This window comes from Streptococcus sp. NLN64 (assembly GCF_015831295.1).
Taxonomy (GTDB): Bacteria; Bacillota; Bacilli; order Lactobacillales; family Streptococcaceae; genus Streptococcus.
Map to the genome: position 1 here is coordinate 35,946 of NZ_JADXDQ010000002.1, position 23,935 is coordinate 59,880.

At 43.3% G+C, this 23,935-nt stretch carries 25 protein-coding genes; 3 read left to right on the forward strand and 22 right to left on the reverse strand.

The genetic code is table 11. The features are described from left to right. Window positions 1-42 precede the first annotated feature (42 nt). The 10 genes from lacD to I2503_RS00790 all read right to left on the reverse strand — a co-directional run bounded on the left by lacD (window position 43) and on the right by I2503_RS00790 (window position 11,352). The gene (gene lacD / locus I2503_RS00745) at window positions 43-1,038 is read right to left on the reverse strand and encodes a tagatose-bisphosphate aldolase (RefSeq protein ID WP_196966698.1); all 996 of its coding nucleotides are present in this window, start codon (window positions 1,036-1,038) and stop codon (window positions 43-45) included. A 12-nt stretch (window positions 1,039-1,050) separates the two neighbouring features. Further along, window positions 1,051-2,223, reverse strand: a complete 1,173-nt coding sequence (locus tag I2503_RS00750) for an SIS domain-containing protein (protein WP_196966699.1) — start codon at window positions 2,221-2,223, stop codon at window positions 1,051-1,053. A 9-nt stretch (window positions 2,224-2,232) separates the two neighbouring features. Then, window positions 2,233-2,964: a GntR family transcriptional regulator gene (locus I2503_RS00755; protein WP_196091128.1), complete on the reverse strand. Its 732-nt coding sequence runs from the start codon at window positions 2,962-2,964 to the stop codon at window positions 2,233-2,235. A gap of 195 nt (window positions 2,965-3,159) precedes the next feature. Next, window positions 3,160-5,025 (reverse strand): ABC-F family ATP-binding cassette domain-containing protein, encoded by a 1,866-nt coding sequence (locus I2503_RS00760; RefSeq protein WP_196966701.1) that lies wholly within the window; start codon window positions 5,023-5,025, stop codon window positions 3,160-3,162. Continuing rightward, complete coding sequence (locus tag I2503_RS00765; protein WP_196966703.1) at window positions 5,018-6,226, reverse strand: CCA tRNA nucleotidyltransferase; 1,209 nt, start codon at window positions 6,224-6,226, stop codon at window positions 5,018-5,020. Before I2503_RS00765 ends, I2503_RS00760 begins: the two co-directional genes overlap by 8 nt. A gap of 159 nt (window positions 6,227-6,385) precedes the next feature. Beyond that, a complete protein-coding gene (locus tag I2503_RS00770) occupies window positions 6,386-7,234 on the reverse strand; it encodes a DegV family protein (protein ID WP_196966731.1) in 849 nt (282 codons plus the stop codon). Window positions 7,235-7,240: 6 nt separating this feature from the next. Further along, complete coding sequence (locus tag I2503_RS00775; RefSeq protein ID WP_196091131.1) at window positions 7,241-7,615, reverse strand: DUF1149 family protein; 375 nt, start codon at window positions 7,613-7,615, stop codon at window positions 7,241-7,243. Between the two features lie 151 nt (window positions 7,616-7,766). Next, on the reverse strand, window positions 7,767-9,704 hold the full coding sequence (locus I2503_RS00780; RefSeq protein ID WP_196966704.1) for a fructose-specific PTS transporter subunit EIIC: 1,938 nt from the start codon (window positions 9,702-9,704) through the stop codon (window positions 7,767-7,769). Further along, on the reverse strand, window positions 9,701-10,612 hold the full coding sequence (gene pfkB / locus I2503_RS00785; protein ID WP_196966706.1) for a 1-phosphofructokinase: 912 nt from the start codon (window positions 10,610-10,612) through the stop codon (window positions 9,701-9,703). The genes I2503_RS00780 and pfkB overlap by 4 nt, the downstream gene beginning before the upstream one ends. Then, window positions 10,609-11,352 carry a DeoR/GlpR family DNA-binding transcription regulator gene (locus I2503_RS00790; RefSeq protein WP_196091148.1) on the reverse strand — a complete coding sequence of 248 codons (744 nt, stop codon included), beginning with the start codon at window positions 11,350-11,352 and terminating at the stop codon, window positions 10,609-10,611. The genes pfkB and I2503_RS00790 overlap by 4 nt, the downstream gene beginning before the upstream one ends. A gap of 457 nt (window positions 11,353-11,809) precedes the next feature. On the opposite strand from I2503_RS00790, the gene I2503_RS00795 reads away from it, so the two are divergent. After that, window positions 11,810-12,778 (forward strand): NAD(P)/FAD-dependent oxidoreductase, encoded by a 969-nt coding sequence (locus I2503_RS00795; protein WP_196091134.1) that lies wholly within the window; start codon window positions 11,810-11,812, stop codon window positions 12,776-12,778. A 39-nt stretch (window positions 12,779-12,817) separates the two neighbouring features. On the opposite strand, the gene I2503_RS00800 is transcribed toward I2503_RS00795, so the two are convergent. The 11 genes from I2503_RS00800 to I2503_RS00850 form a co-directional block, all read right to left on the reverse strand. Next, window positions 12,818-13,726 carry a restriction endonuclease gene (locus I2503_RS00800; protein ID WP_196091135.1) on the reverse strand — a complete coding sequence of 303 codons (909 nt, stop codon included), beginning with the start codon at window positions 13,724-13,726 and terminating at the stop codon, window positions 12,818-12,820. Between the two features lie 22 nt (window positions 13,727-13,748). Further along, window positions 13,749-13,979, reverse strand: a complete 231-nt coding sequence (locus I2503_RS00805) for a hypothetical protein (RefSeq protein WP_196091136.1) — start codon at window positions 13,977-13,979, stop codon at window positions 13,749-13,751. A gap of 139 nt (window positions 13,980-14,118) precedes the next feature. Continuing rightward, the gene (locus I2503_RS00810) at window positions 14,119-14,955 is read right to left on the reverse strand and encodes a metallophosphoesterase family protein (protein ID WP_196966707.1); all 837 of its coding nucleotides are present in this window, start codon (window positions 14,953-14,955) and stop codon (window positions 14,119-14,121) included. Next, complete coding sequence (gene whiA, locus I2503_RS00815) at window positions 14,952-15,869, reverse strand: DNA-binding protein WhiA (RefSeq protein WP_196966709.1); 918 nt, start codon at window positions 15,867-15,869, stop codon at window positions 14,952-14,954. The genes I2503_RS00810 and whiA overlap by 4 nt, the downstream gene beginning before the upstream one ends. An 18-nt stretch (window positions 15,870-15,887) precedes the next feature. Then, window positions 15,888-16,862 (reverse strand): YvcK family protein, encoded by a 975-nt coding sequence (locus tag I2503_RS00820; RefSeq protein WP_196966710.1) that lies wholly within the window; start codon window positions 16,860-16,862, stop codon window positions 15,888-15,890. After that, entirely contained in the window at window positions 16,859-17,749 is an 891-nt protein-coding gene (gene rapZ / locus I2503_RS00825) for an RNase adapter RapZ (protein WP_196091140.1), read from the reverse strand. Before rapZ ends, I2503_RS00820 begins: the two co-directional genes overlap by 4 nt. A gap of 169 nt (window positions 17,750-17,918) precedes the next feature. Further along, window positions 17,919-19,265: an asparagine--tRNA ligase gene (gene asnS, locus I2503_RS00830; RefSeq protein ID WP_196966712.1), complete on the reverse strand. Its 1,347-nt coding sequence runs from the start codon at window positions 19,263-19,265 to the stop codon at window positions 17,919-17,921. A 10-nt stretch (window positions 19,266-19,275) separates the two neighbouring features. Then, window positions 19,276-20,427 carry a pyridoxal phosphate-dependent aminotransferase gene (locus I2503_RS00835; RefSeq protein WP_196966733.1) on the reverse strand — a complete coding sequence of 384 codons (1,152 nt, stop codon included), beginning with the start codon at window positions 20,425-20,427 and terminating at the stop codon, window positions 19,276-19,278. A 23-nt stretch (window positions 20,428-20,450) separates the two neighbouring features. Further along, the gene (locus I2503_RS00840) at window positions 20,451-20,939 is read right to left on the reverse strand and encodes a DUF5590 domain-containing protein (protein WP_196966714.1); all 489 of its coding nucleotides are present in this window, start codon (window positions 20,937-20,939) and stop codon (window positions 20,451-20,453) included. Window positions 20,940-21,285: 346 nt separating this feature from the next. Continuing rightward, window positions 21,286-21,549 carry a type II toxin-antitoxin system RelE/ParE family toxin gene (locus I2503_RS00845; RefSeq protein ID WP_196966715.1) on the reverse strand — a complete coding sequence of 88 codons (264 nt, stop codon included), beginning with the start codon at window positions 21,547-21,549 and terminating at the stop codon, window positions 21,286-21,288. Beyond that, window positions 21,546-21,761 (reverse strand): DUF6290 family protein, encoded by a 216-nt coding sequence (locus I2503_RS00850; RefSeq protein WP_196091143.1) that lies wholly within the window; start codon window positions 21,759-21,761, stop codon window positions 21,546-21,548. The genes I2503_RS00845 and I2503_RS00850 overlap by 4 nt, the downstream gene beginning before the upstream one ends. A 297-nt stretch (window positions 21,762-22,058) precedes the next feature. Here I2503_RS00850 and I2503_RS00855 point away from each other — a divergent pair, with 297 nt between their 5' ends. Beyond that, window positions 22,059-22,496: a MarR family transcriptional regulator gene (locus I2503_RS00855; RefSeq protein WP_196966717.1), complete on the forward strand. Its 438-nt coding sequence runs from the start codon at window positions 22,059-22,061 to the stop codon at window positions 22,494-22,496. Between the two features lie 62 nt (window positions 22,497-22,558). After that, complete coding sequence (locus tag I2503_RS00860) at window positions 22,559-23,104, forward strand: NADPH-dependent FMN reductase (RefSeq protein WP_196966718.1); 546 nt, start codon at window positions 22,559-22,561, stop codon at window positions 23,102-23,104. 72 nt (window positions 23,105-23,176) lie between these two features. On the opposite strand, the gene I2503_RS00865 is transcribed toward I2503_RS00860, so the two are convergent. After that, window positions 23,177-23,929, reverse strand: a complete 753-nt coding sequence (locus I2503_RS00865; protein ID WP_196966720.1) for an NADPH-dependent oxidoreductase — start codon at window positions 23,927-23,929, stop codon at window positions 23,177-23,179. Window positions 23,930-23,935: the final 6 nt, after the last annotated feature.

Genomic DNA, 23,935 nt, shown 5'->3' on the forward strand with positions numbered 1-23,935 from the left:
CATTCTAGCTTTTTCTTCAAATCATGTCAATATATTAGTTTGTTAGTTTTCTGAAAATTTTTCTGTCCAAGCCTGTGCTGTATCCTTTAAAACAGCATTGAGCTCTTCAATATTTTGCCGCCCCTGAGAACGTAGCCACTCACGACAAGCTTCTTCTCCATCCTGCGCATAGATACCAACTGCATCTTTCCAAGTAGCCCGCCCACATAAGACACCATTGAAATTAGAGCCGGCTTCCTTGGCAAAGACCAAGGTATCTTGGAACAATTTGGCAGAAACACCTGCACTTAGGAAGATAAATGGAAGGTGACTCGCCTGTGCTTGATCTTGGAATGCTGCTTGTGCTTCTTCCTCGCTATAAACCGCTTCATCTTGGTTAAAGCCCTCTACAAAGTTCATGTTGACAGGAACTTCCACTTTGAGAACATCAACTTTATAGCGATCTTTTGAAAACTCACGCATCGCTTCATTGACTTTGTGTGGTTTCAACTTAGCAAACTCGGGACCAGTCACATCGTCTAACTGAGCATCATAAGTTAAGAGCTCTAAGAAAAGAGGAATATCCTCCGCCAAACACTCACTTCCCACACGCTCGACAAAGGCATGTTTGCGCTCATTAATGGCCGCATCTTCATCTACATCATAATAAAGGAGAAGTTTTACCGCGTCTCCACCAGCTTCCTTGATTCGCAAAACGGAAAGGTCATCAATCAGGTCCGGAAAACGGCCTGGTTCACTGGCATCATATCCCGTTTTTTCATAAGCTAAGAGTAAACCCGCCTCTTCAGCTCGTACGCGTGAAGCGGGAAGGCCGTACTCAGGATCTAAGAGAATGGAGGAAGCATAAGGTGTCAATTCTTGACTAACCAATTCCTTAAAATGCATAACTCCTTCAGATCCTAGTGATTGTCCACCCTGAGATAACATCCGTTGGAGGGCGCCACGTTGGTCAATGGCTAGGGCACCAAAAACCCCCTCTTGATCGGCTAAACGTTTGAGAGCTTCTACTTTTGTAGAACTTGGTCGAAAACTAGACATAAGAATCTCCTTTTATTTATTTTCTAAGGGATAGAGAGTCACTCCCTTGACCACCCGATTTACGGTGCCGGTAGGGGATGGCGTATCCGGTAGGTTACCAACCTTAATGGAAGCGTGCAAGGCAAAGATTTGCCCCACCAACACAAAGGCCACTGCAAGATAAGCATCTGGTAAGTTGGAGTGAACCTTATCAAAGGTCAAGTGCGTTCCATCAAACTCTTCAACCGCTCCGACTTCCACTGCAACTACCTCGAGTGCTTGTTGATCTCCTGCTAATTCTAGCAGAATGTCTCTGTCATACAAGCGTGTGTATGGATCGTTAGAAACGAAGGTAAAGATAACGGTGTTTTTGTCGACAAATGATTTAGGACCGTGTCGGAAACCAAGTGAAGAATCAAAGCCCGTTGCAATACGACCCGCTGTTAATTCCAAAATTTTCAACTGAGCTTCTCGTCCCATACCTGCATGAGCACCTGATCCAAGGTAGACGAGGCGTGTGAATGGTTTTTTTACGATTCCTTCTAAAACGCTTTCAAAACCGAATGCACGTTGTCCCAAAGCAATCACTTGTTGTACGTAGTCTTTTTTGACATCCAAGGAACTTGGATCAAATACCAGTAAGCTGGCTAAGGTCATACAGGTGAAACTACCGGTCATCGCAAATCCTTGATCGTTGGATCGTTCTGGCATAAGGAAGAGATAGTTGTGGCTGTCACCTTGTGCACGTTGAGCCAATTGTCCTTCAGGGGCACAAGTAATGGTTAGCTGGTAAAAATCCTTTACCAGGAATTGCCCTGCTTCAACAGCTCCAATACTTTCTGGGCTATTTCCGGAACGAGCGAAAGATACCAAGAGAGTTGGTACGTCCTCTTTAAAATATTGTCTTGGATTTGAGACAAGGTGGGTAGAAGGGACCGCCTGTAGATCAAGTTGATCTTCATTGGCTACTTCTTTCAAGTAGGGCAGAATGGTATCGCCAACATAGGCAGACGTTCCCGCTCCCGTGAAGATAACACGTAACCGTTTATGTTGATCGAGTAGCCCTGCTAAGAAGTTTTGCAGCTGCTTTTCTTGTTTTTCATAAGAATCCCATAACTCTTGCCAAAGTTCAGGCTCCTGCTTAATTTCAGAGGTGGTAATCCAGGCACCGAGTTTTTCGAGTTCTTCTTTTGTTTTTTGGAACATAAGATCCTCCTATTCCAAATAGGTGTTGAAGTGGCGAACTTTATAGGAAAATTGGTCACTTCGAGCGGTAGTAAAGGTCAATTCAATGATTTTGCGTTCCTGGTTAAAGGTTTCGCGTCGAATATTGAGGCAGGGAGTTGAGATCGGCTGATTCAGATATTGGGTGACATTTTCACCAATCTGACCGGCTGAGAAGAGTTCATCCGCGTAAACGATTCGTTGGCCGTAGTCCTCTTCCAGGGTTTTATAAAGCCCCTTTTCCTGGATCCGCTCCTTGGTCAAGTTCGGAAAAAGATGAGCTGGTAGATAGGATGTTTCAAACATCATAGCCTCACCATCTGCTAGTCGGAGGCGTTTGATTTTGTATACCAAATCTTGTTCTTCAATATGAAGGTAAGTTGCCACTTTCTTGTGGGCCTGAACCAGTTCAAAATATTCAATCTGATCAGAGGGCTGTTTCCCCAAATTCACCATATGCTGGTTAAAATTATAGGAATCCAGAAGATTTTGTTTGCGCTTCCATAATCCTGAAACAAAAGTTCCCTGACCATGTTTACGATAGATGTAGCCCAGATCTTCCAATTCTGCTAGTGATTTTCGAACTGTGGTTCGACTGACATGAAACTGGTTGCAGAGTTCGCGTTCTGAGCTGAGCTTTTCGTGAATACGCATTTCTCTAATCGCTTCCATCAATTGATCCGTTAGTTGCGTATGTAAGGGCATGGACAAATTCTTTTTCATGATTTCTCCTTTCCTTATGTATATTATATCCTTATTCCCTGCATTTTCACAAGGATTTTACTGGTACTTTAAACAAGTAAAAACTTCAAAATAAGACTGGTACTGTGGTATTTTGAGTAAGATACCACTTTAAACTGGTATCCTGCTTGCTTTCACAACCTAAAAAAGCCGCTAGATCTACTAGCGACTTCAAGCTTATTCAAAAGAAGAGAGATATTCATAGCGTTCATACTGATAAAGCAGGTCTTCATTTAATTGGTCCAGCTCGGATTGAAGAGGAGCTAAGGCCCCGTAGTCACTGGCATTTTCCTGCATTTGATTTTCAACTTCTTCGATTCTGGTTTCCAATTTTTCAATTTTTGCTTCAATTTCTTTCCATTCCTGCTGTTCCTGGTAAGTCATCCGCTTGGTTTGTGCACGTTCTCGTGGCTTGCTAGACTTGGTCTGGGATTCCTGCTTTTGAACGAGTTCTTGTCTGAACTTCTTTTCATCCAGATAATCTGTATAGTTTCCAAAATACTCACGAATCTGCCCATCTTCAAAGGCCAAAAGTTTTGTTGAAACCTTGTCTAAGAAGTAACGGTCATGGCTGACTGTTAAAATGGGGCCGGCAAAGTGTTGAAGAAAGGCCTCTAAAACCGTCAAGGTCGCAATGTCTAAATCATTGGTTGGCTCATCCAACAAAAGAACATTCGGTTGCTGAATGAGTAATTTTAACAGGTAAAGCCGCTTCTTCTCTCCTCCAGATAATTTTCCAATTAGCGTACCATGACTGGAACGAGGAAAGAGAAATTGTTCCAAGAGTTCCGAAATACTAACACTCCCACTGGAAGTCTTCGCTTCGCTTGCGACCTGACTCAGATACTCAATCATCCGCATGGACTCATCCAGATCTTCTGCAGATTGGGAGAAGTAGGCGATTTTACCTGTTTCCCCACGAATCAGTTCACCGTCACTTGGTTCTAGCTGCCCGTCAATCAGGTTTAAAAGACTGGATTTTCCAACTCCATTGTCCCCAACAATCCCAATTCGATCCCGATTTTGAATGAGAAGGTTGAAGTTTTGAAAGAGCAGTTTTTGCTCATATCCAAAACTCAGGTCCTTAAATTCCAGAACCTTTTTTCCAATCCGACTGGTTTCAAACTGGATTTCTAATGAATCCTTAGTCTGATAAGCAGCCATATCTTTTTTCAGACTTTCAAATCGTTTGATGCGGGCTTCCTGTTTCGTAGCGCGTGCCTGAGGCTGCCGACGCATCCAAGAAAGCTCTTGTTTATAGAGCTGTTGACGCTTGTGTTGCATACTCGCCGCTCGTTCTTCTTCGTCAGCCTTTTGAGCTACATAATCCTGGTAATTTCCTTGGTATTCCGCAAGCCTTCCTTGATCCAATTCAAAAATGCGATTAGAGACTTGATCTAAAAAATAACGATCGTGAGTAATAAAGCAAACGGTGCTGTTATTACTGGTCAGGTAATTAGCCAACCAATCGACCATATCAATATCCAAGTGGTTGGTTGGCTCGTCTAGCAGTAATAAGTCTGCCTTCCGCAAGAGTACCTGTGCCAACTGTACCCGGCGGCGCTGTCCTCCGGACAAGTCATCCACAGATGTCTGCAGATTCTCCATCCCTAATTTAGAGAGAATGGTCTTGGCTTGACTTTCCAGCCCCCAAACATCCTGTGCTTCCAATTGTGCAACCAGTTGATCCAGTCTGTCCTGCTTAGACTCCTCGTAGGTTTCCATCAGGTTTTGATAGTCCTTCAATAAAGCAATCTCCTTGGGACGACTAGAAAGCACTGTATCTAAAATACTAGCACCCGCTTGGAAATCCGGTTCCTGTGTCAGATAGGCAATCTCATAATCCGTTTTGGTCTGGAATGGACTGCGATCCCCATCATAGCCTGCTACACCGGCTAGCACATCTAACAAGGTTGATTTCCCAGTTCCATTTAAACCAATCAAGCCAATCCTATCCTGTGGATGAATAATGAAAGATAGATCCCGAAACAAGACCTTATCTGCCACCGACTTGGTCAGTCCCTCCACAATATAATCAGTCATGCAGTCGCTCCTTTACAAAGGCTAGGATAGCCCCTTTTTCATTTGTTAATTCTCCCTTGACAATCGCCAACTCAACTTCTTTTAATACGTGTCCCATTTGAGGGCCTGGTTGGAACCCTTCTTCCTGAATCAGGGTCCTACCAGTGACGACGATTTCCTGTTTATCTCGAATGGTTAAGCCAGCTATGGTATCTGCTAAATACTGAGAATTGGTTTCCATCTTCATAGCAGCTCGCAGCTCTTCAGCCTGATAGAGGAGTTCTTCTTGATAGGAGTAACAATCCCAAGCGGACAGAAGTCCTTGTTCACGTTTCCTGAGGATCTCGACCATTTCCAAAACTTGTTTTTGGAAATCCCTAGAAGTCTTCCATGCCTTTAAAATAGGAGCTACTTGCTTATTTTCAAAGTGATACAGCATGGCCGCCCAAGCCTGTGCCGAACTGGTGAAACTGAAATCAGACCTGATTTTTTCCAAAAAAGAAAAAAGGGCTTGAGACTCCGATGCAAAACCTGGCAAATAGTGATAGGCTTTTGCGGCAAGAAGAGATGAAAGCCCTCTTGCCCAAGAATTGGCAAGGAGCAGTTTTTCAAATTCAATAAAGATACGCTCGATGGCAATTTTCTCAAGTAGGGGGGCACCAGCAATCATGGCTTGAAAGGTCTCCGCCTCCAAATCAAAGTCTAAAGAAGCTTGGAAACGGAAACCGCGCATGATTCGTAAAGCGTCTTCTTGAAAACGTTCCTGTGCTAAACCGACAGCACGAATCAACTCTGTCTCCAAGTCCTCTAAACCATGAAAAAGATCAACCAAATTTCCTTCGGCATCCAGGGCCAAGGCATTGATGGTAAAATCCCGCCGCTTCAAATCTTCTTCCAAAGAGCGCACAAAATGAACCTGACTAGGTCTACGATAATCCACGTACTCTTCTTCTGTCCGGAAAGTGGTGATTTCATACTCCTGACCACCCTCTAAAACCAAGACCGTTCCGTGTTCAATACCGACATCTACTGTCCGTTCAAAAAGTTCTTTAATCTCTTGGGGATAAGCCGAAGAGGCGATATCCACGTCATGGATTGGATGATCCAAAAGCACATCTCGTACGCAACCACCTACAAAATAGGCTTGAAAACCAGCCTCTTGAATTTTGCTTAATATAGGTAAAGCCTTCTGAAATTCAGAAGGCAAACTTGTTAATTTCATAAAATACTTCCATAAATGCGAGGCTAAGACAAAAGTCTCAACCTTTCTATTTTAGTTAGTGAAATCACATTGACACAGTGGTTGATTCAGTTAAACAGCTCAAGGAGTCAGGAATTGACTTTTTGAGTCCAGAAAACAACCTTATCAACTGCCCCACTCTCAGCATACACGAGGTAGAAATCCAACAGCTACACTGCCTGCTCCTAGATGAGTCCCGATGATGCTTCCAAAGGTTACCAAAGGAATTTCACCTGGTACACCAGCTTCCTGAAGCAGAGCTTGAATCTGTAGAGCCTTCTCCTCACAGTCAGAATGGATAACTGCGACATAATAGTCCTCACCCTTAACTTCCTGGCTGACCAAATCACAGAGGCGCTTCATTGCTTTCTTCTCAGTCCTTACCTTCTCGAAAACTTCAATCTTACCTTCATCTGTAAAATAGAGAATCGGCTTGATGCTGAGAAGGCTGCCTAAGAGAGCGGCTCCGTTTGACAAACGACCACCTTTGACCAAATGATTGAGGTCATCAACCAAGATATAAGCCTGAACCCCATCAATTTGTCTTTCAATGTTTTCAAGAACCGTAGGAAAATCTTGCCCAGCTTCAAAAGCTTCCAAAGCCGTTTTAACCATAAGTCCAAGTGGGGCACTGGTAATTTTAGTATCTGGAAAGGCAATTTCCAAATTGGAAAACTCCTCTTTCAAGAATTGGATATTTTGGTAAAAACCTGAAATCCCACTTGAGAGAAAGAGTCCTAGCACATGGGTATAACCATCCAACTCCAATTGCTGCAAGAGAACTTCCAGCTCTGCTAAACTTGGTTGACTAGTTTTTGGCAGCTCTTTAGAAGCTGCCATTTTTTCATAAAATTCTTCCGCAGTCAGATTTTTGCCTTCTAAATAAGTCTCCCCATCAATGAGGACTGGAATATCTAGAACAAACAAATTCTTTGCATCTGTCAAACCTGTTAAATAGGCAGACGCATCGGTAATCACTGCAACTTTCATCATTTTTTAAAACTCCAAATTAATGCCTGGCATATCCAAGGCAATTTCTGTTACTTCATAAGTCAGGCGGTTCAACATTCCAAGACTCGGTTCTGCCAATTGTTGAACTTCAGCATGTTCCAATTCATTCGGTTCATTGATAAAACGGTCCTGTACATGATTGGTTTGAGAAATAACTCCACTAATTACAAAGGTATCGAAAACAACCATAAAACTCACAATGACAACCATAGAGGTTTTTTGACTCGCTTCATCACGACTAATGAGCTGGAAATTAACGTCAATCTTTGTCTCAGGAGCACCATTTTCCTTCTCCCATTCAAAGTTACGAGCATCATAATGGTATTGACTTACAAAAATTTTATCACGAACTAATTCCATGGACTTTTCTCCTTACAAAAATGCTAGTTCTATTATAGCACTTGGGCTTTCATTTGTCTTGGTTATCTCAAATTTATAGACACTTTTCAATATTATGTTTTCTATATATGAAAAAATGACCTTTCTTTTCAGAAAAGCCATTTTCCCATTTTTAATTTGTTTTTTTCAAGTATCCATATAGGAAACCGGAAACCACTGCTCCGATAAGGATAAAGACAAGGTAAAGGAATGGGTTTGAAGTAAGGGCAACGACGAAGATTCCTCCATGAGGTGCCATTAGCTTAATTCCTGCAAGACCAACTAATCCTCCAGCAAGAGCTGAACCGGCCACGAAGCTTGGAATAGCGCGTGCTGGATCAGCTGCCGCAAATGGAATGGCACCTTCTGTAATAAAGGATAGACCCATGATAATATTGGTCAAACCAGAGTTGCGTTCTTCCTCACTAAATTTATTTTTAAAGAGCAAGGTAGCCACAAAGATGGCCAATGGTGGAACCATACCACCTGCCATGACAGCAGCCATCACTACGGAACCGCCTGTTGCAACACTTGCTGCCAAGGTACCCGTACCGAAGATGTATGCAGCCTTATTGAATGGTCCACCCATATCGATGGCCATCATACCACCAACCACAAGCCCTACAAGGACCGCTGAGCTGCCTGATAAGCCTTCCAAGAAATTGTTCAGACCAGTGTTAATCGCCGCCATAGGAATATTGACAAAGAGCATCAGGAAGCCAGTCAAACCAATTCCCAAAAGTGGGAAAAGCAGAATAGACTTGATTCCTTCCAAGGAACGTGGCAAGTTGGCCAAGGTTTTTTTCAAGAAGTTTACAACGTAACCAGCCAAGAATCCACCGACCAAAGCTCCAAGGAAACCTGAGGAAACTCCGCTTAGGGCTAGGCTAGCCTCTCCGCCAGCAGCGAAGGGAACGTGGCCCCAAGCCGCACCTGAGGATGCCAAAGCACCCGCCACAAATCCGGCTGCCAAGCCAGGTTTTTCCGCAATGGAATAAGCAATATAACCAGCCAAAACTGGAAGCATGAAGCCAAAGGCTGCTCCACCGATTTCCTTAAATATGGCAGAAATTTGATGGTAAGAACCAAGGCTAGCCAATTGATCTTGAGGTACACCCAACATTTGGTCAAATAGGAAGGCCAAGGCAATCAGAATCCCACCACCGATCACAAATGGCAACATCTGACTAACCCCACTCATCAAGTGTTTGTAGAGGTTCGAACCACCAGAGGAGGCAGCTGAAGGAGTCGCTTCTGGACTAGCTTCATAGACAGGAGTTGCTGGGTCCAAGGCCAACTGAATCAATTCTTCCGTTTTACGAATACCATCTGCAACAGGACGGTTAACAAGTGGTTTGCCGGCAAAACGAGCCATTTCAACAGCCTTATCTGCAGCAATGATGACTCCCTTAGCACGCGCAATGTCATCAGCTGTCAAAGCATTTCCAACTCCACTGGCACCATTGGTTTCAACTTTAATACCAATGCCCATCTCCGCAGCTTGTTTTTGCAACGCTTCTTGAGCCATGTAAGTGTGTGCAATACCAGTTGTACAAGCGGTTACCGCAACCAAGAAATCTGCATCTTGATCAACTTCAGCCACTGGTGCTGCATCCGCTTCTTCTTTTTCATCGAAGAGGGCTAGCACTTGTTCAGGACTAGATACCTGACGCAACTGTTCTGCAAATCCATCTTGCAACAAATATTTAGACAAATCAGCAAGAGCAGCTAAGTGAGTGTCGTTAGCACCTTCTGGAGCCGCAATCATGAAGAAAAGATTGGTTGGCTGACCATCCAGACTTTCATAGTCCAAACCAGCAGCAGACTTGGCAAAAAGAACAACCGCCTCTTTCACAGCTGCATTTTTACTATGCGGCATGGCAATACCGTCTCCAAGACCTGTTGACGTTTGCGCTTCACGGGCCATAATGCCGTCTTTGAAAACTTGGAAATCCGTAACATATCCATGATCCACCAAGGACTGAATCATTTCATCAATCGCTGCTTCCTTGCTTTGCGCTTGCAAATCCAGCAGCATCACTTCTGGCTTCAATAAATCTTGAATTTTCATCTTTTTTCTACCTCCACTTGTTGGTACATTTCTTGAATATAGGCGGCACTTGCTAAATCATCTGAGAAAGTTGTAGCTGTACCACAGGCCACCCCCCATTTGAAGGCTTCCAGGGCATCTCCGGTTTCCGCATAAGCACCCGTAAAGCCAGCAACCATTGAATCTCCTGCTCCCACAGAATTTTTCACCACTCCTTTGATAGGCTTGGCGAAGTAAGCTTCATCAGCAGTTACCAGCAAGGCTCCGTCACCAGCCATCGAAATAATCACATGCTGAGCCCCTGCCTGAATGAGTCTTCCAGCATATTCTTGAATTTCATCTAAATCCTTCAACTCCTTCCCATAAATGGCTCCCAATTCATGATTATTGGGTTTAACCAAAAGGGGTTGATGGTCCAGCGAATCAATCAGAGTCTGACCTTCAAAATCGCAGACAACTTCTGCACCGGTCTCTCGGGTAAGGGCGACCAAATCTTTGTAAATGGCATTGCCAAGATTGGCTGGGCTAGACCCTGCAAATACGACCGTGTCGTCTGCAGATACGCTAGATAACAGTGCTTTTAAGTCTTCCAAGGAATCCGTATCAATGTCTGGACCAGGACCATTGATTTCTGTTTCCTGATCCGCTTTTACCTTGACATTTATCCGTGTATCCCCAGCTACTTGGATAAAGCTATGAGCAATTCCTTCCTGGTCTAAAACATCTGTGATAAAACGACCTGTAAAACCTCCAATAAAACCGGTGGCTTTGTTGGTTTTCCCCAAACGTTGAAGGACCCGACTCACATTAATTCCCTTACCACCCGCAAATTTATCATCCGATTGCATACGATTAACGTGACCAAGATCCAGTTGATCCAGACGGACAATAAAATCAATGGAGGGATTGAGTGTTACTGTATAAATCATACTTCAAGTACCTCTGTTTTCTCTACTAATCGTTTCACGAGAGAAGAGTTTGACTCTGACGTCACGATGGTTGCTGTCTCAACTCCTGCAACTTTTACAAAAGCAGTCTGATAGTATTTGGAAGGATCTACCAAGACATAGACCTTTGATGTATTCTGAAGGACAGCCTTTTTAAGCGCTGCTTCTTCAGGGTCTGGTGTGTAGAACCAATCTTGGTCTAACCCATTCATTCCCACGAAAGCTCGATCAAAATTCAAAGCTTGAACCTGTTCCAAAGCCGACGCGCCGATACAAGCATCAGTCGTCTCTTTAATCTGCCCCCCGATCATCAGGGTCGGCACATGTAAATCAACCAAGCGAGCAGCATGGTGAATCGAATTGGTCACTACCCGAATGGATTTTTGAGCCAAGCCTTCAATTAAAAAGGCAGTCGTTGTCCCAGCATCCAAAAAAATCGTTTCTCCATCTAGGACCTGCTTTAAAGCACCGTTAGCAATCGCTTGCTTTTCAGGAACATGCTTGATGGCTTTCTCCTGCATACTTTCTTCCTTGGAAAGAAAGCGGAGGTGTTCAGCCCCACCATGAACCCGTTTCAACAAGCCTTGACTTTCCAGCTCAGCCAAATCACGCCGAATGGTCGATTCTGACGTTTGCAATAACTCTTGCAGAAAGTCTAAACTGACAAAGCCTTGACCTCTTAATTCTTCACGAATTCGATGATGACGTTCTTCTTTTAGAATAAGACTTCCTCCTTATGAAATCGATTACAAAAACTATTATACTCTAAAAATTTTCAATGTCAATCAATTTCAGTCAAAAACTTTCATTTGTCTTCCTCCAATTACACACCCCACTTACCAAATGCCTCTTCCCAACCTCTCGTTGGTGGTATCCATAACTTCAGACAACTCAAAAAGAACCAGCTGACAATATGGGATAATCCAACTTTTTTCTCAAACACTATGGTTTAAATTGACAAAACAAACTATTACAAGTAGTATGGAGATACATAAGAAATAGCTTTCGGGCAAGCTCAAGGGCCCCGATTGCGAATTGCATCTCCATTTAGAGGTGCTTTTTTGCTCAAAGAATTTTAAAACAACAGATGATTGGTGTCTTGTTTTAGAAAGAGTATTTCTTTTCATTTTTTGTTAAAATAAAAAAAGAACCCGTAGAAATAAAGAAAAAGGAGATCTCATGTCTGAGATTTATGACATTACCATTATTGGCGGTGGCCCCGTAGGCCTCTTTGCTGCCTTCTATGCCAACCTCCGAGAAGCCAAAGTCAAACTCATTGATTCCTTAGAACAGCTAGGAGGGCAACCAGCCATCCTCTACCCCGAAAAAACCATTCTCGATCTACCAGGTTTTCCCTCCATCACAGGACAAGGTTTAACGGAGAACCTGATCGCCCAACTGAGTACATTTGAAACTGAAATCTGTTTAGGCGAAACCTTATTGGAAATAGAACACGAGACTGATTACTATCGACTTGTCACAAGCAAAGCAGAACATCTGTCAAAAACGGTCATTATCGCCATGGGTGGCGGAGCCTTTAAAGCTCGTCCTTTAGATATTGAAGGTGCAGAGAATTTTGACAATGTTCACTACCATGTTCAAAGTATGGAGCAATTCAAGGATAAAAAAGTAGCCATTCTTGGAGGTGGAGATTCTGCAGTCGACTGGGCTTTGGCCTTTGAAAAAATTGCGGACACAACCCTCATCCATCGCCGAGACAACTTCCGAGCCCTGGAACATTCCGTCACCAACCTCAAGGCCTCCCAGGTCCAAATCAAGACCCCTTATATCCCATACGGACTTGAAGGAAAAGATGGCAAAGCCACCCACTTGCATGTAGCCCACAGCAAAAGTAAAGAAACTCACCCCATCGAGGTTGATCACATTTTTGTGAACTATGGATTTAAATCATCAATCGGAAATCTCAAGGAGTGGGACTTAGAGCTTGAGCGAAATAAAATCGTAGTCAATACTAAGCTCGAAACCAACCGTCCTGGTATCTATGCCATCGGAGATTGCTGCACCTATCCTGGTAAGGCAGCTATGATTGCAACAGGATTCGGAGAAGCCCCTACTGCTATCAATAACGCAGTACATTTCATCGATCCCAAACAAAAAGTCCAACCCAAACACTCCACAAGTATGTAAAATGAAGACTCCCCTGACCACACAAAATCAGGGGAGTTTTTAATCTTCAAAGAAGTCACTATCTAACTTCTTTAAATGAAAAGTATTTTCAATTGAAACACCAAGATCATGGTCAATCATAAACTGAGCTAAAGAAGAACCATCTACAAGAACAATTTTGGCATTTAGATTTTTTTCTGCGAATTCAATGGCGCCTTTTGTGTAGGATGAAGTCGTTATAAAGAGGCCTTTTTTGGCCCCATGTCCAGCTAAGGCCCCAACAAAAGACTGGAGTTCCTTTCTTCCAACTTTATTCCTCTCCTGATAGCGTTTAGCTTGGATATAGATTGATTCAAAACCAAGTGGATCACCACTAATAATCCCATCAATTCCCTCATCATTGGAGGCTTTCTGCCAATTTCCTGTTGGGCCAGGAATGCCATACCCCATCTTGACCAATAGTTCAAGCACAAGTCGTTCAAATCGATAAGGATCCATACGGTAAAGCTCCGCTAGAAGCTCTTCTTTTAATGTCTGGTTGTATTCTTGATATGCCTGCTCCAAGACTTCTCGTGGAGAAGTATCCTTAATTGCAACTCCAGTGTCCGAAGGGCTCCCTTTTGAAGGGCGACTTTGTTTAAAAGTCTTAAATTCAGGAAAGGAGAGCAACACCATTTCATTGATTTCATCAAATTTCGCTAATAAATCCGTTCCTCTTTGAGTGATTTGAAACCGACCGCGATCGGGACTAGAGATCACAAGTGCTTTCTTTAGATAGGTGGTCGCCCAGCCCACCCGGGAATCCAAAATTGTTTGGTTACCACTAGCCAACAGGGCCTGCTGAGCTTCTAAATCCAGTTTAAAGTCTTCTATCACTGCTTGTTTCAGTTCTTTTTTCGAATGGATCTCTCCATCCTTTAAGATCCTCAAGATAACCGTATAGAGATCCGAATATTTTGGGTTCTCCATGCTCGTCCTTTCCACATATCATTCACTTTTTCTTTTTCCTTTTTCCATGTTTAGAATAGGAAAAGCCAGCTAGGGTCTGGATGCTGGTTGTCAAATGCCATTTTTGGCAATCCTTGCAATGGTAGACCTTGCTGAAGTCGATTCCATACCTCTGTTTAGAATACAGCAAACCGATTTCAGCATCCATTTTTGTCAGATAAGGCACTTTCCCAGAGGGACAGTGTTGGGCATTCACGACTTTCCGTTTTGCCAAAAACCTTTGCCTCTTCGTTTTCACCATGATTTTTCCTCCTAATACCAACAGGGAGCCGGATTTCGTGCCCACTGTTTAACTATTTTTACTATTAGTTGGAATAGAAATAATCATGAATAGGTTTTACATTCAAAAGCTGTCAAAATTGGATTCCAAAATAATCTTCCACTTCTTGTTGCGTGCCCATTTTTTGATGGTAAGAAATCAGATAGTCTGGATCATTACTGAGTCGTATGCCTGTTTTCATTAAATGTTGGTAAAAATCAAAATAAGGAATGTGAGCATCTAAAGCCCGTTTGATTTCCAGATCAAAATCGTAAGCAACCTTCCGAAAATCGATCTGGGCAAGACCTGAATCATCAATATCGAGTAAGAGATATTGGGCCCGTAAGTCTTGACGCAAGGTGTCCCATGGGAAGTAAGGTTGTCCAACGGATCCAGGATTTAAAACCAATTGACCTTCTTTCGTATAGTGAAGACCCTGAACATGGCTATGGGCAAAGATGGCAACATCTGCTTCATCTTCCGCAAACAAGGCTTTCAAATCGGCTTGTTCAAAAGGTGGGACCAGGTCACGACCCCAATTCTTTTTGGGCAGGTGATGAGAAAGATTAAAGCGTAAAGGCCCAACTTGTCGATGAAGATAGATGGGTCTGCTTTGAATTTCTTGGCGATGAGAATCATTCAAGAAGGTATCCAAATGTAGGCTCTGCCGATAGACAAACAAATCTAAAGGAGTCTTCCGAGGATAGAGACCAGCCCTGGCATGCAGATATGAATCCTCCCAATTCCCTCGAAGACGGACAGTATAGGGGAGACTAGCCAGTCGTTCAAGAATCTCCAGGTGAGAGGGGCCTGGCATAAGCTCATCCCCCATAAGCCAGTACTCTTCAATCCCAAGGGCTTGAGCATCTGCTACTACTGCCTCTAGGCCAGTGAGATTGCCATGAATATCTCCTATAACAGCAACTTTCAATCGGGTATCTCCTCCGCAATTTTATTGAGCTTCCGCAATCGGTGGTTGAGTCCACTTTTGGTGAGTGGAGTGGGAAGGCTATCAGCTAGTTCTTGGAGGGAGTAATCGGGATGGGCAATCCGAAAACGGGCCACTTCCTGCAGTTCAGGGCTCAAGCTTTCCAGCCCTACATGATCCATAATTTTACTGATATTGTTAATGGTTTTCATGCTGGCTTTGACAGTTCGGGCAATATTGGCAGTTTCTGCATTGGTAGCCCGATTGAGATCGTTGCGCGTTTCCCGCATCAGTTTGATTTCCCCCAGTTGTTCCATAGCTTCCAGGGCTCCAATAATGATGAGGAAGTCCATTAAATCTTCCGCTCGCTGGATGTAGGTGATAGCCCCTCTTTTTCTTTCTAACACCTTAGCATCCAAAAGGAAATCCTGCATGAGTTGCCGCAAATCTTGGGCATGATCCACATAAACGGAAGCGATCTCCAGTTGGTATTGACCGGAATCTGGGTCACGCATACTGCCACTGGCAAGGAAGGCCCCACGTAAATAAGCACGCGCCGCATCATCGTGGTCCATAATGGAAACTGGTAGACCAGTCTCCTGCTCAAAAAAAGCAGGTGAAAGCCCTAAAATATCCAACAAATCCTTGACCCCATGATCCATAAATACCGTGTAAACTCGGTTCTTGCGGAGATTGGTTTTCTGACGGTGACGGATATCCGACTTTATATCAAACCATTCCAAGAGAAATTCATAGATAAAACGAGCCACCTTGGCATTTTCAGTCGTAACAGAGAGAGTTAGACCTTCCCGACTCAAGCCCAAACTTCCAGAAAGTTTAATGAGGGCCGCTAATTCAGCCGGGTGACGCTCCGAGAGGGCGAGTATTTCCTCCTTGATTTTACTGGTAAAACTCATGAAAGCGCCCTCCTTTCTTTAGTGTTTGTGACTGGTGATTTTCATGATCTCTTCCACAACTAAATCACCATCGTGGAAGGCTCCTTTTTTTTCTAAGAGGAGAAAATTAGAAGAAATAACCCGTGGTACCTGGCTAGCCAAGTCCGCAAAATCGTGTTCAACTTGAACCAGGTACTCGTCAAATTCGTGGTCATTCATGTAGTCTTGAGGCACTTGGTCGACATTGACTAAAACGGTATCAATAAAGGCTTGACCCAAGTGCTTGTGAAGAACCCGGACATGCTGTCCATCTGTAAAATGCTCCGTCTCCCCTTTTTGGGTCATGATATTGCAGATATAGACAATCTCCGCCTTGGTATCCTTCAAGGCCTGACCAATTTCTTCAATCATAATGTTGGGTAAGATAGACGTAAAAAGAGAACCTGGACCCAAAATAACCATGTCACTTTCTAAAATGGCTTCCACCACATTGCGACTAGCCTTGGGTTTAGAAACATCGTAGGTGTTGGTCACGTAGACATGATCAATCATGCCTCCATGCTCGGCAATATGACTTTCCCCCGCTACCTCGGTCCCATCGTCAAAAACCGCATGCAGGGTCAAAGCCCGTTCACTAGAAGGATAAATGGTTCCGGTTGTATGGAGTAACTTGGTCAAGAGTTGCATGGCATGGTAGGTAGAACCTTGCATTTCTGCAATCCCTGCAATAATCAGATTCCCCAAGGGATGGCCCGCAAATGGACCGTCATCATCCGCAAAACGGTATTGGAAAATCTTTTCATACAGTTTGGGCATATCCGACATAGCCAAAAGCACATTGCGTAGATCTCCAGGAGGGGTCAGCTGCATATCCTCACGGAGTTTACCAGAACTCCCACCATCATCGGCTACCGTGACCACAGCCGTTATGTCAACGTCTTGTTTTCGGAGGCTATTCAGAATAACCGAGATTCCAGTCCCACCTCCGATAACTGTAATTCGCTGTTTTCTCATGAACGGTTAACCGTTTCCTTTCTTCTATCCTTGTCCCGATGACTGACCCGGACATTCCAATTTTTGGCCAAATCATCCGCTAACCGACGGGCGAAGGCGACACTGCGGTGTTGTCCACCCGTACAGCCGATCGCAATCGTCAATACGGACTTGCCCTCCTTCTGGTAACCCGGCAAGATTGGGTTCAAGAGGTTGAGCAAGTTCTGGTAAAAATCTTCCGATTCTGGTTGTTCCATGACAAAATCATAAACCGGTTGGTCTAGTCCAGTTTGATTCCGCAACTCTACTTGGTAATAGGGATTGGGGAGGAAGCGAACATCAAAAGCTAGATCGGCATCCATCGGCAAGCCATACTTAAAACCAAAACTCATAACCTCCACACGGAAGGCTTGTTCAAAATCTTGGTCCGCAAAATGTTGGGCTAGGAGCTTGCGTAATTCCCGAGGCGTTAATTCGGTTGTGTCGACAACATTCTGGCTCATGCTCTTCAGGGGAGCCAAGAGCTCACGCTCACGCTTAATGCCATCCATGATACGCCCATCGGCAGCCAGCGGATGACTCCGGCGTGTTTCCTTATAGCGGGCAACCAACTCCTTGTCGGCCGCATCCAAGAATAGAATTTTGAAATCTAAATCTTCCCGATCCTCCAGCTCATCCAAAACCTCTTGAATGTCCTTGAAAAACGAACGGCTTCGCATGTCAATCACCAGTGCCATCCGTTTTTGTTCCACAGAACCATCGACCAAGGTCAACAATTTTGGCAATAAGGCAGGGGGCATATTGTCGATTGTAAAATAACCCAAATCTTCAAAGGATTGAATAGCCACGGTTTTCCCTGCTCCACTCATTCCAGTCACTACCACCAGTTGCAATTTCTCTTTCATCAAACAACCTCCACTTTCGAAAAATGAGGCTTGGACTTCAGCCCAGCCTCTTTCAGTTGTGTAGTCTTTTAGTTTGCTTTTAGTACAAGGCAGCGAGTCGCAGACAGTACTGAAGTATGGCAAGAGGAGCTAACACAGTAATAAAAGATAAACTAAAAGAGTATAATCGTCTTTATGGACGCAAACGATGCAGCATCCGTGGGAATGGAATGGCTTCACGAATATGCTTGGTACCAGCTACAAAGGTAACCATCCGTTCAATTCCGATACCGAATCCACCGTGAGGCACGGAACCATATTTACGAAGGTCGAGGTAGAATTCGTATTCGGATTTATCCATACCTAGCTCATCCATTTTAGCTACAAGGGCACCGTAATCATCTTCACGAAGAGAGCCCCCAATAATTTCGCCATATCCTTCTGGTGCCAACAAGTCTGCACAAAGAACACGTTCTGGATTACCAGGAACTGGCTTCATATAGAAAGCTTTAATAGCTGCTGGATAATTGGTCACAAAGGTTGGCACCCCAAAGTGGTTTGAAATCCAAGTTTCATGAGGTGAACCAAAGTCATCTCCGTGCTCCAAGTGCTCATAATCTGTATCTTCATCCTGTTCATGAGCCTGAAGCAAGTCAATCGCTTCATCATAGCTAACCCGTTTAAATGGTTCAGCAATGTAACGTTTTAGAAGATCAACATCCCGTTCTAAGATTTCTAAGGCCTGTGGCGCACGATCCAATACACCTTGAATCAACGCTTTAACATAGGCTTCTTGCAAGTCCAGAGATTCTTCATGTGAAAGGAAAGAATACTCCGCATCCATCATCCAGAATTCTGTCAAGTGACGACGTGTTTTGGATTTTTCAGCCCGGAAAACAGGCCCAAAGTCAAAGACACGCCCCAGGGCCATGGCTCCAGCCTCAAGGTAAAGCTGTCCAGACTGACTCAAGTAAGCCGTATTGCCAAAGTAGTCTGTTTCAAACAACTCCGTAGAATCTTCCGCAGCATTTCCTGACAGGATTGGGCTATCAAATTTAATAAAACCGTTTTGATCAAAGAACTCATACGTCGCATAAATAATGGCATTCCGAATTTGCATGATAGCCATTTGCTTGCGTGAACGCAACCAGAGATGACGGTGGTCCATCAAGAAATCTGTTCCATGTTCTTTGGGGGTGATTGGATAATCCACAGAATGGCCAATGACCTTTAGGTCTGTAATATCTAATTCATAACCGAATTTAGAACGCTCATCTTCTTTGACAATTCCTTTAACTTCAACAGAGGTTTCCTGGCTAAGTTTTTTAATGGTATCAAATTTAGCAGCCCCTTCCTCTTCACCAAATGTTTCAAGGAAATTTGGTTTAAAGGCAACAGCTTGGAAATAAGCCGTACCGTCCCGTAATTGTAAAAAGGCAATTTTCCCTTTTCCGGATTTATTGGCAACCCAAGCTCCAATTGTTACTTCTTGACCCACATGGTCTTTCACATCAACGATGGATACATACTTTTTAGACATAAACGTTCCTTTACAAATTCATATAGTGTTCTAAGCGTCTTACCGCTTCTTTTAAAGTCTCTAAATCTGTCGCATAACTCAAACGAACATGATGAGGACTACCAAAGGCATCTCCTGAAACCAGGGCCACCCCTATCGTTTCCAAAATATCATTAGTAAAGTCTGAAACCTTGGAAAAACCTTTTCGTTTCATAGCTTCCTTAACATTTGGGAAAAAGTAGAAGGCACCCTCAGGTTTAGACACACGGAAACCTGGGACCTGATTCAAGAGCGGATAAATGGTATTGAGACGGTCCTCAAAGGCTTCTCTCATCTTCTCAGCATCTTCTTGCGACCCCGTCAAAGCAGCAATCGCCGCATATTGGGCCACAGTCGTAGGGTTAGAGGTCAATTGACTGGTTAGTTTCCCCATGGCCTGAATCAGTTCTTGTGGTCCAACTGCAAACCCAATCCGCCAGCCGGTCATGGCATAGGTCTTGGAAACACCTGTAATGACGACTGTTTGCTGCTGGATCTCTGGCGAAAGACTAGAGATTGGAACAAACTCGGCCTGATTATACACCAGACGACTATAAATATCATCAGCTAAAATCAACACCTTACGCTTGATGGCCCAGTTGCCAATGGCTTCCAATTCCTCTCTTGTATAAAGGTTGCCGGTTGGATTGGAAGGGTTATTCAGGAGTAGAACCTTGACACGATCATTCCACAATTCTTCTAATTGAGAGACCCCAATTTTGAAGTTCTGATCTTCCTTCCCCTCTACAAAGACTACCTGCCCTTGAGCTAAGGCTACTTGATCCGCATAAGAAACCCAGTAAGGAGTTGGGATCATGACTTGATCTCCTGGATTCAAAACTGCGAAGAAAAAGGCTGCCAAAGCCATCTTGGCTCCAGTGGTCACCAACACTTGAGAGGGATCAACAGAATAGCCATAATACTGAGACATATAGCCCTGCACGGCTTCTTTCAAAGCAGGTAAGCCAGAAGCTGGGGTATAAAAGGAAGCTTTCCCAGAATCAATGGCTTCCTTAGCTGCTTTGGCAATAGTCTCGGGAGTCGTAAAATCCGGTTCCCCCAACGTCAAAGAGAGAATATCTCGTCCTGCCGCTGCTAACTCTTTAGCCTTGGCATCCGCAGCTAAAGTAGCACTTTCTTCCATATATTTAACACGATCTGATAACACTAGGCTCCCTCCTTCTTTACGAGTTTCTTTTCTTGAAAATCAATCAGATAATAGGTCGTTCCTGACCGAACTTCCCAAACAACTTTTCCCTGATCATAACCCAGGCGGCTTGCCTGAATGGAATCTGCTCCCGCTTCAGCAGCTAGATTTTCTGCTTCACTGCGGCTAGCTCCCTGATTTAAGTCAACCAAGGCGACTTGCTCTTGTTTGGAGTTCAGAATCAGCGCTTGTTCTTGACCCGCTGCATTTTTTCCGAAAACCGTTGTATAGGATTCCTGTCCATTAAAGACTTCGACAGTTTCAATTTCCCTAAAACCGGCCACTTCCTGGGCACGGATTTGGGCATTGGACATGCGCACATCCTGAGTTTTGGTTCCTAAATCAATCAGGTAAAGGCTGGAAAAACAGATGATCGACAAGACCGCAAAAATCCCAAGGAAAAACTGCCCTTTGGGAAAATAGGGCTCTAAATAGACTATTTTTTTCACCTTCTCATTATACACCAAAATCGCCTATTTTTACACATATTTACAAATCCTTACAGACTGGTACTGATTATTGCGTAATCAAATTGATTAAACAGATTTTTACATTTTTCATTGATTCTTTGATGACTTTTACCAGCTTGGTCACCTTGTTTTGAGCTATTTCTGTCCTAATTTTCTTACGCGATTGAGATCCTTAGGTATTTCAAAGACAAAATAAAAGCCGCATGGAATTCCATACGGTTTTGTTTTAAGGAGACCTATAAAAGCTCAGGCTTTTGCTCAAATTAGACTGTTGAAATCCAATTAAATCAATGTTTGAATTTTCCAGACATTGGTTAGAGGGGCCTTAATAAATATCTCGACGATGACCTATCGAAAATATTTCAATGACAACTTCATCATCATATATTTGAGCCAAAATTCTATAATTTCCTACACGGTATCGCCACTCTACTGAATGATTAGCCGTCAACCCTTTTCCGTGTAAGCGTGGATTATCCGTATGAGCAATATTGTTGTCAATCCATGATAAGATTGAATTTCTTGTAAAGGGATCAAGTTTCTTTAACTGCTTAACTGCTTTTGACGTGTAGGTTAGCTTGTAAATCATAACCCAAACTCCGCCATCAAATCCTCATGCGATATTCTAACCCCATCATCATCTTCCATAGCTTGGCGTAAAATAGCTAAATCATACTCATCCTCAATACGTTCTAACATTGATTGGCGTGCAAACTCAGAGATGGTTAACCCGTGTACTTTTAAATAGTTCTTGATCAAGTTAGAATCTTCATCATTGATACGTAATGTCATGGTTGCCATATTTAACACCTCCTTTTAATACATTGTATTCAAATGTTTTTTAGATGTCAACTATTAACAAGCTTATTTATCTCATTTGTCGTCAAAACAAAAATTTTGGTTATTGATATCCAGATACTAAATGACATCAGCCGCAAATGTTAAAAGTCATCTCTATACCATTATTTCAGATATGCTTTTAACATTAAGGATCCCCTCGTTCGTTAGAGCATTTTACCTTGGATTGCTATAGGTTATGAAACTGGTTTTGATTGGTTTCAATTGTACTAATTAGTTCTTTTTTGGTACAATAAGTTCATGAAAGAATTATTTGAAAAAGAAGTCTTAGATTTAAAAACCATGATTGTTTTCCGAAAGGCTGATCGTTCCATTCGCTGTTTGGAGCAAAAGGCGGCACGGGATCATGGTTTAACCCCGAGTCAATTCTCCGTTCTCGATACTCTTTATGCCAAGGGTAAAATGCGAATTCAAGATTTGACCGATCGTATGTTAGCAACCTCAGGGAACATGACCGTTATTATCCGTAATATGGAGCGGGATGGTCTGATTACGCGTGTTTGCGATCCTTCGGATCGCCGAGCCTTCCTGATTGAATTAACTCCCAAAGGTAAGGAACAAATTGAAGCTATTTATCCTGAACATATCGCTTATGTCAAGGAAGCTCTTTCTGTTTTAACCCAAGAAGATAAAGAAGATTTAATTCGGATTTTGAAAAAATTTAAAAACTTGAGCTAAATTGTTGCTAATTAGTAATAAATATTCTATACTATGACTTGTAAAGAAAAGGAGAATAAGAAATGAAAAATATTCTATTTATCGTCGGCTCACTACGTGAAGGTTCCTTCAACAAACAAATGGCTGAAACAGCTAAAAAAGTCCTTGAAGGCAAAGCCAATGTTAGCTACTTAGATTGGAAAGATGTCCCTGTCTTTTCTCAAGACTTGGAAGTTCCAACTCCAGCTCCTGTTGCTGCTGCTCGTGAAGCTGTCCAAGCTGCAGATGCTATCTGGATCTTCTCACCAGTCTACAACTTCTCTATTCCTGGATCTGTTAAAAACCTTCTAGACTGGCTCAGCCGTGCGTTGGATCTTTCAGATACTACTGGAGCTTCTGCTTTGCAAGACAAGGTATCTACTGTATCCCTTGTGGCTAACGGTGGTCACGACCAAGCTGCAGACATCTATCGCAACTTGATGCCATTTATCCGCACTCAATTTGTGGACCAAATAACTACATCACGTGTGAATGACTCTGCTTGGGTAGATGGTACATTCGTTGCTTCTGAAGAAGTTATCGCTGATTTGAACAAACAAGCTGATGCTCTTCTTGAAGCCCTCAACTAATAGTCGAAATAAGTTAGAACACCAAAAAACCTTTGCTCACAATAAAGCAAAGGTTTTTGCATTATTTAATGCTTAATCTTCTCCTCTAAAGAAGCCTTGATCCTGTAAGGCCGCTAGGGTTTCTGCTCTTTTAGCAGATGAGTGGGCCATTTCTTTCGAAATTTTGCATGTGAAGGCTTCGAGGCGGTTGTTAAAGGAGCGAAGATCATAGTAGGCTTCAATTTCTTTATCATAACCTTCGAGAGCCTGGTTCGGATTATCCAATTCTTGATACTGGTTTTCCATGTGGATGATCTTTCTTGGTAAGCGAGGCTTGATCTGCGGATCCTGATCCGGCCAACCTAAAGCCAGGCCTACGGCTGGGTAAACATATTCTGGTAGAGCCAGAAGTTGGCAGAGTCGCTTGGGATCGTTAAGGATGCTGCCGAGGTAGACAGTTCCAAGTCCTAGGCTTTCTGCAGCCACTACCATGTTCTGAGCTGCCAAGAGAGCATCAGCATAGGCGGATAAGAAGCGTTCTGGGCTGCCTTGTACCAGAGCTGGAGCGCCTTGTGCTTCTGCAATTTTCGTATTTCTTGCCTGGTCCACTAAGAAAACAAAGAGGTGTGGGGCAGACTCAATGTAATCCTGCTGGCCAATTTCAGCCAATTCCTTCTTCAAGCTCGGATCTGTAATGCTTAGGATCGAATAGGATTGCCGAAAGTTACTGGTTGGAGCCTGTTGGGCCACTTCCAATAGTAGATCCAATTCTTCATGTGTTAACTTTTGCTTGCGAAATTTTCGAATACTACGGTGTTGTAATAGCGATTGAATAGTTTCGTTCATGATACC

Coding starts and splice junctions, on each gene's coding strand:
- I2503_RS00760 (WP_196966701.1), bottom strand. CDS start 5,025: ATGACTGATTATATTGTGGAGGGACTGACCAAGTCGGTGGCAGATAAG.
- I2503_RS00845 (WP_196966715.1), bottom strand. CDS start 21,549: ATGATTTACAAGCTAACCTACACGTCAAAAGCAGTTAAGCAGTTAAAG.
- I2503_RS00850 (WP_196091143.1), bottom strand. CDS start 21,761: ATGGCAACCATGACATTACGTATCAATGATGAAGATTCTAACTTGATC.
- lacD (WP_196966698.1), bottom strand. CDS start 1,038: ATGTCTAGTTTTCGACCAAGTTCTACAAAAGTAGAAGCTCTCAAACGT.
- I2503_RS00795 (WP_196091134.1), top strand. CDS start 11,810: ATGTCTGAGATTTATGACATTACCATTATTGGCGGTGGCCCCGTAGGC.
- pfkB (WP_196966706.1), bottom strand. CDS start 10,612: ATGATTTATACAGTAACACTCAATCCCTCCATTGATTTTATTGTCCGT.
- I2503_RS00860 (WP_196966718.1), top strand. CDS start 22,559: ATGAAAAATATTCTATTTATCGTCGGCTCACTACGTGAAGGTTCCTTC.
- I2503_RS00835 (WP_196966733.1), bottom strand. CDS start 20,427: ATGGAAGAAAGTGCTACTTTAGCTGCGGATGCCAAGGCTAAAGAGTTA.
- I2503_RS00765 (WP_196966703.1), bottom strand. CDS start 6,226: ATGAAATTAACAAGTTTGCCTTCTGAATTTCAGAAGGCTTTACCTATA.
- I2503_RS00855 (WP_196966717.1), top strand. CDS start 22,059: ATGAAAGAATTATTTGAAAAAGAAGTCTTAGATTTAAAAACCATGATT.
- asnS (WP_196966712.1), bottom strand. CDS start 19,265: ATGTCTAAAAAGTATGTATCCATCGTTGATGTGAAAGACCATGTGGGT.
- I2503_RS00800 (WP_196091135.1), bottom strand. CDS start 13,726: ATGGAGAACCCAAAATATTCGGATCTCTATACGGTTATCTTGAGGATC.
- I2503_RS00770 (WP_196966731.1), bottom strand. CDS start 7,234: ATGAAAGTTGCAGTGATTACCGATGCGTCTGCCTATTTAACAGGTTTG.
- I2503_RS00865 (WP_196966720.1), bottom strand. CDS start 23,929: ATGAACGAAACTATTCAATCGCTATTACAACACCGTAGTATTCGAAAA.
- I2503_RS00780 (WP_196966704.1), bottom strand. CDS start 9,704: ATGAAAATTCAAGATTTATTGAAGCCAGAAGTGATGCTGCTGGATTTG.
- I2503_RS00775 (WP_196091131.1), bottom strand. CDS start 7,615: ATGGAATTAGTTCGTGATAAAATTTTTGTAAGTCAATACCATTATGAT.
- I2503_RS00755 (WP_196091128.1), bottom strand. CDS start 2,964: ATGAAAAAGAATTTGTCCATGCCCTTACATACGCAACTAACGGATCAA.
- I2503_RS00820 (WP_196966710.1), bottom strand. CDS start 16,862: ATGAGAAAACAGCGAATTACAGTTATCGGAGGTGGGACTGGAATCTCG.
- whiA (WP_196966709.1), bottom strand. CDS start 15,869: ATGAGTTTTACCAGTAAAATCAAGGAGGAAATACTCGCCCTCTCGGAG.
- I2503_RS00750 (WP_196966699.1), bottom strand. CDS start 2,223: ATGTTCCAAAAAACAAAAGAAGAACTCGAAAAACTCGGTGCCTGGATT.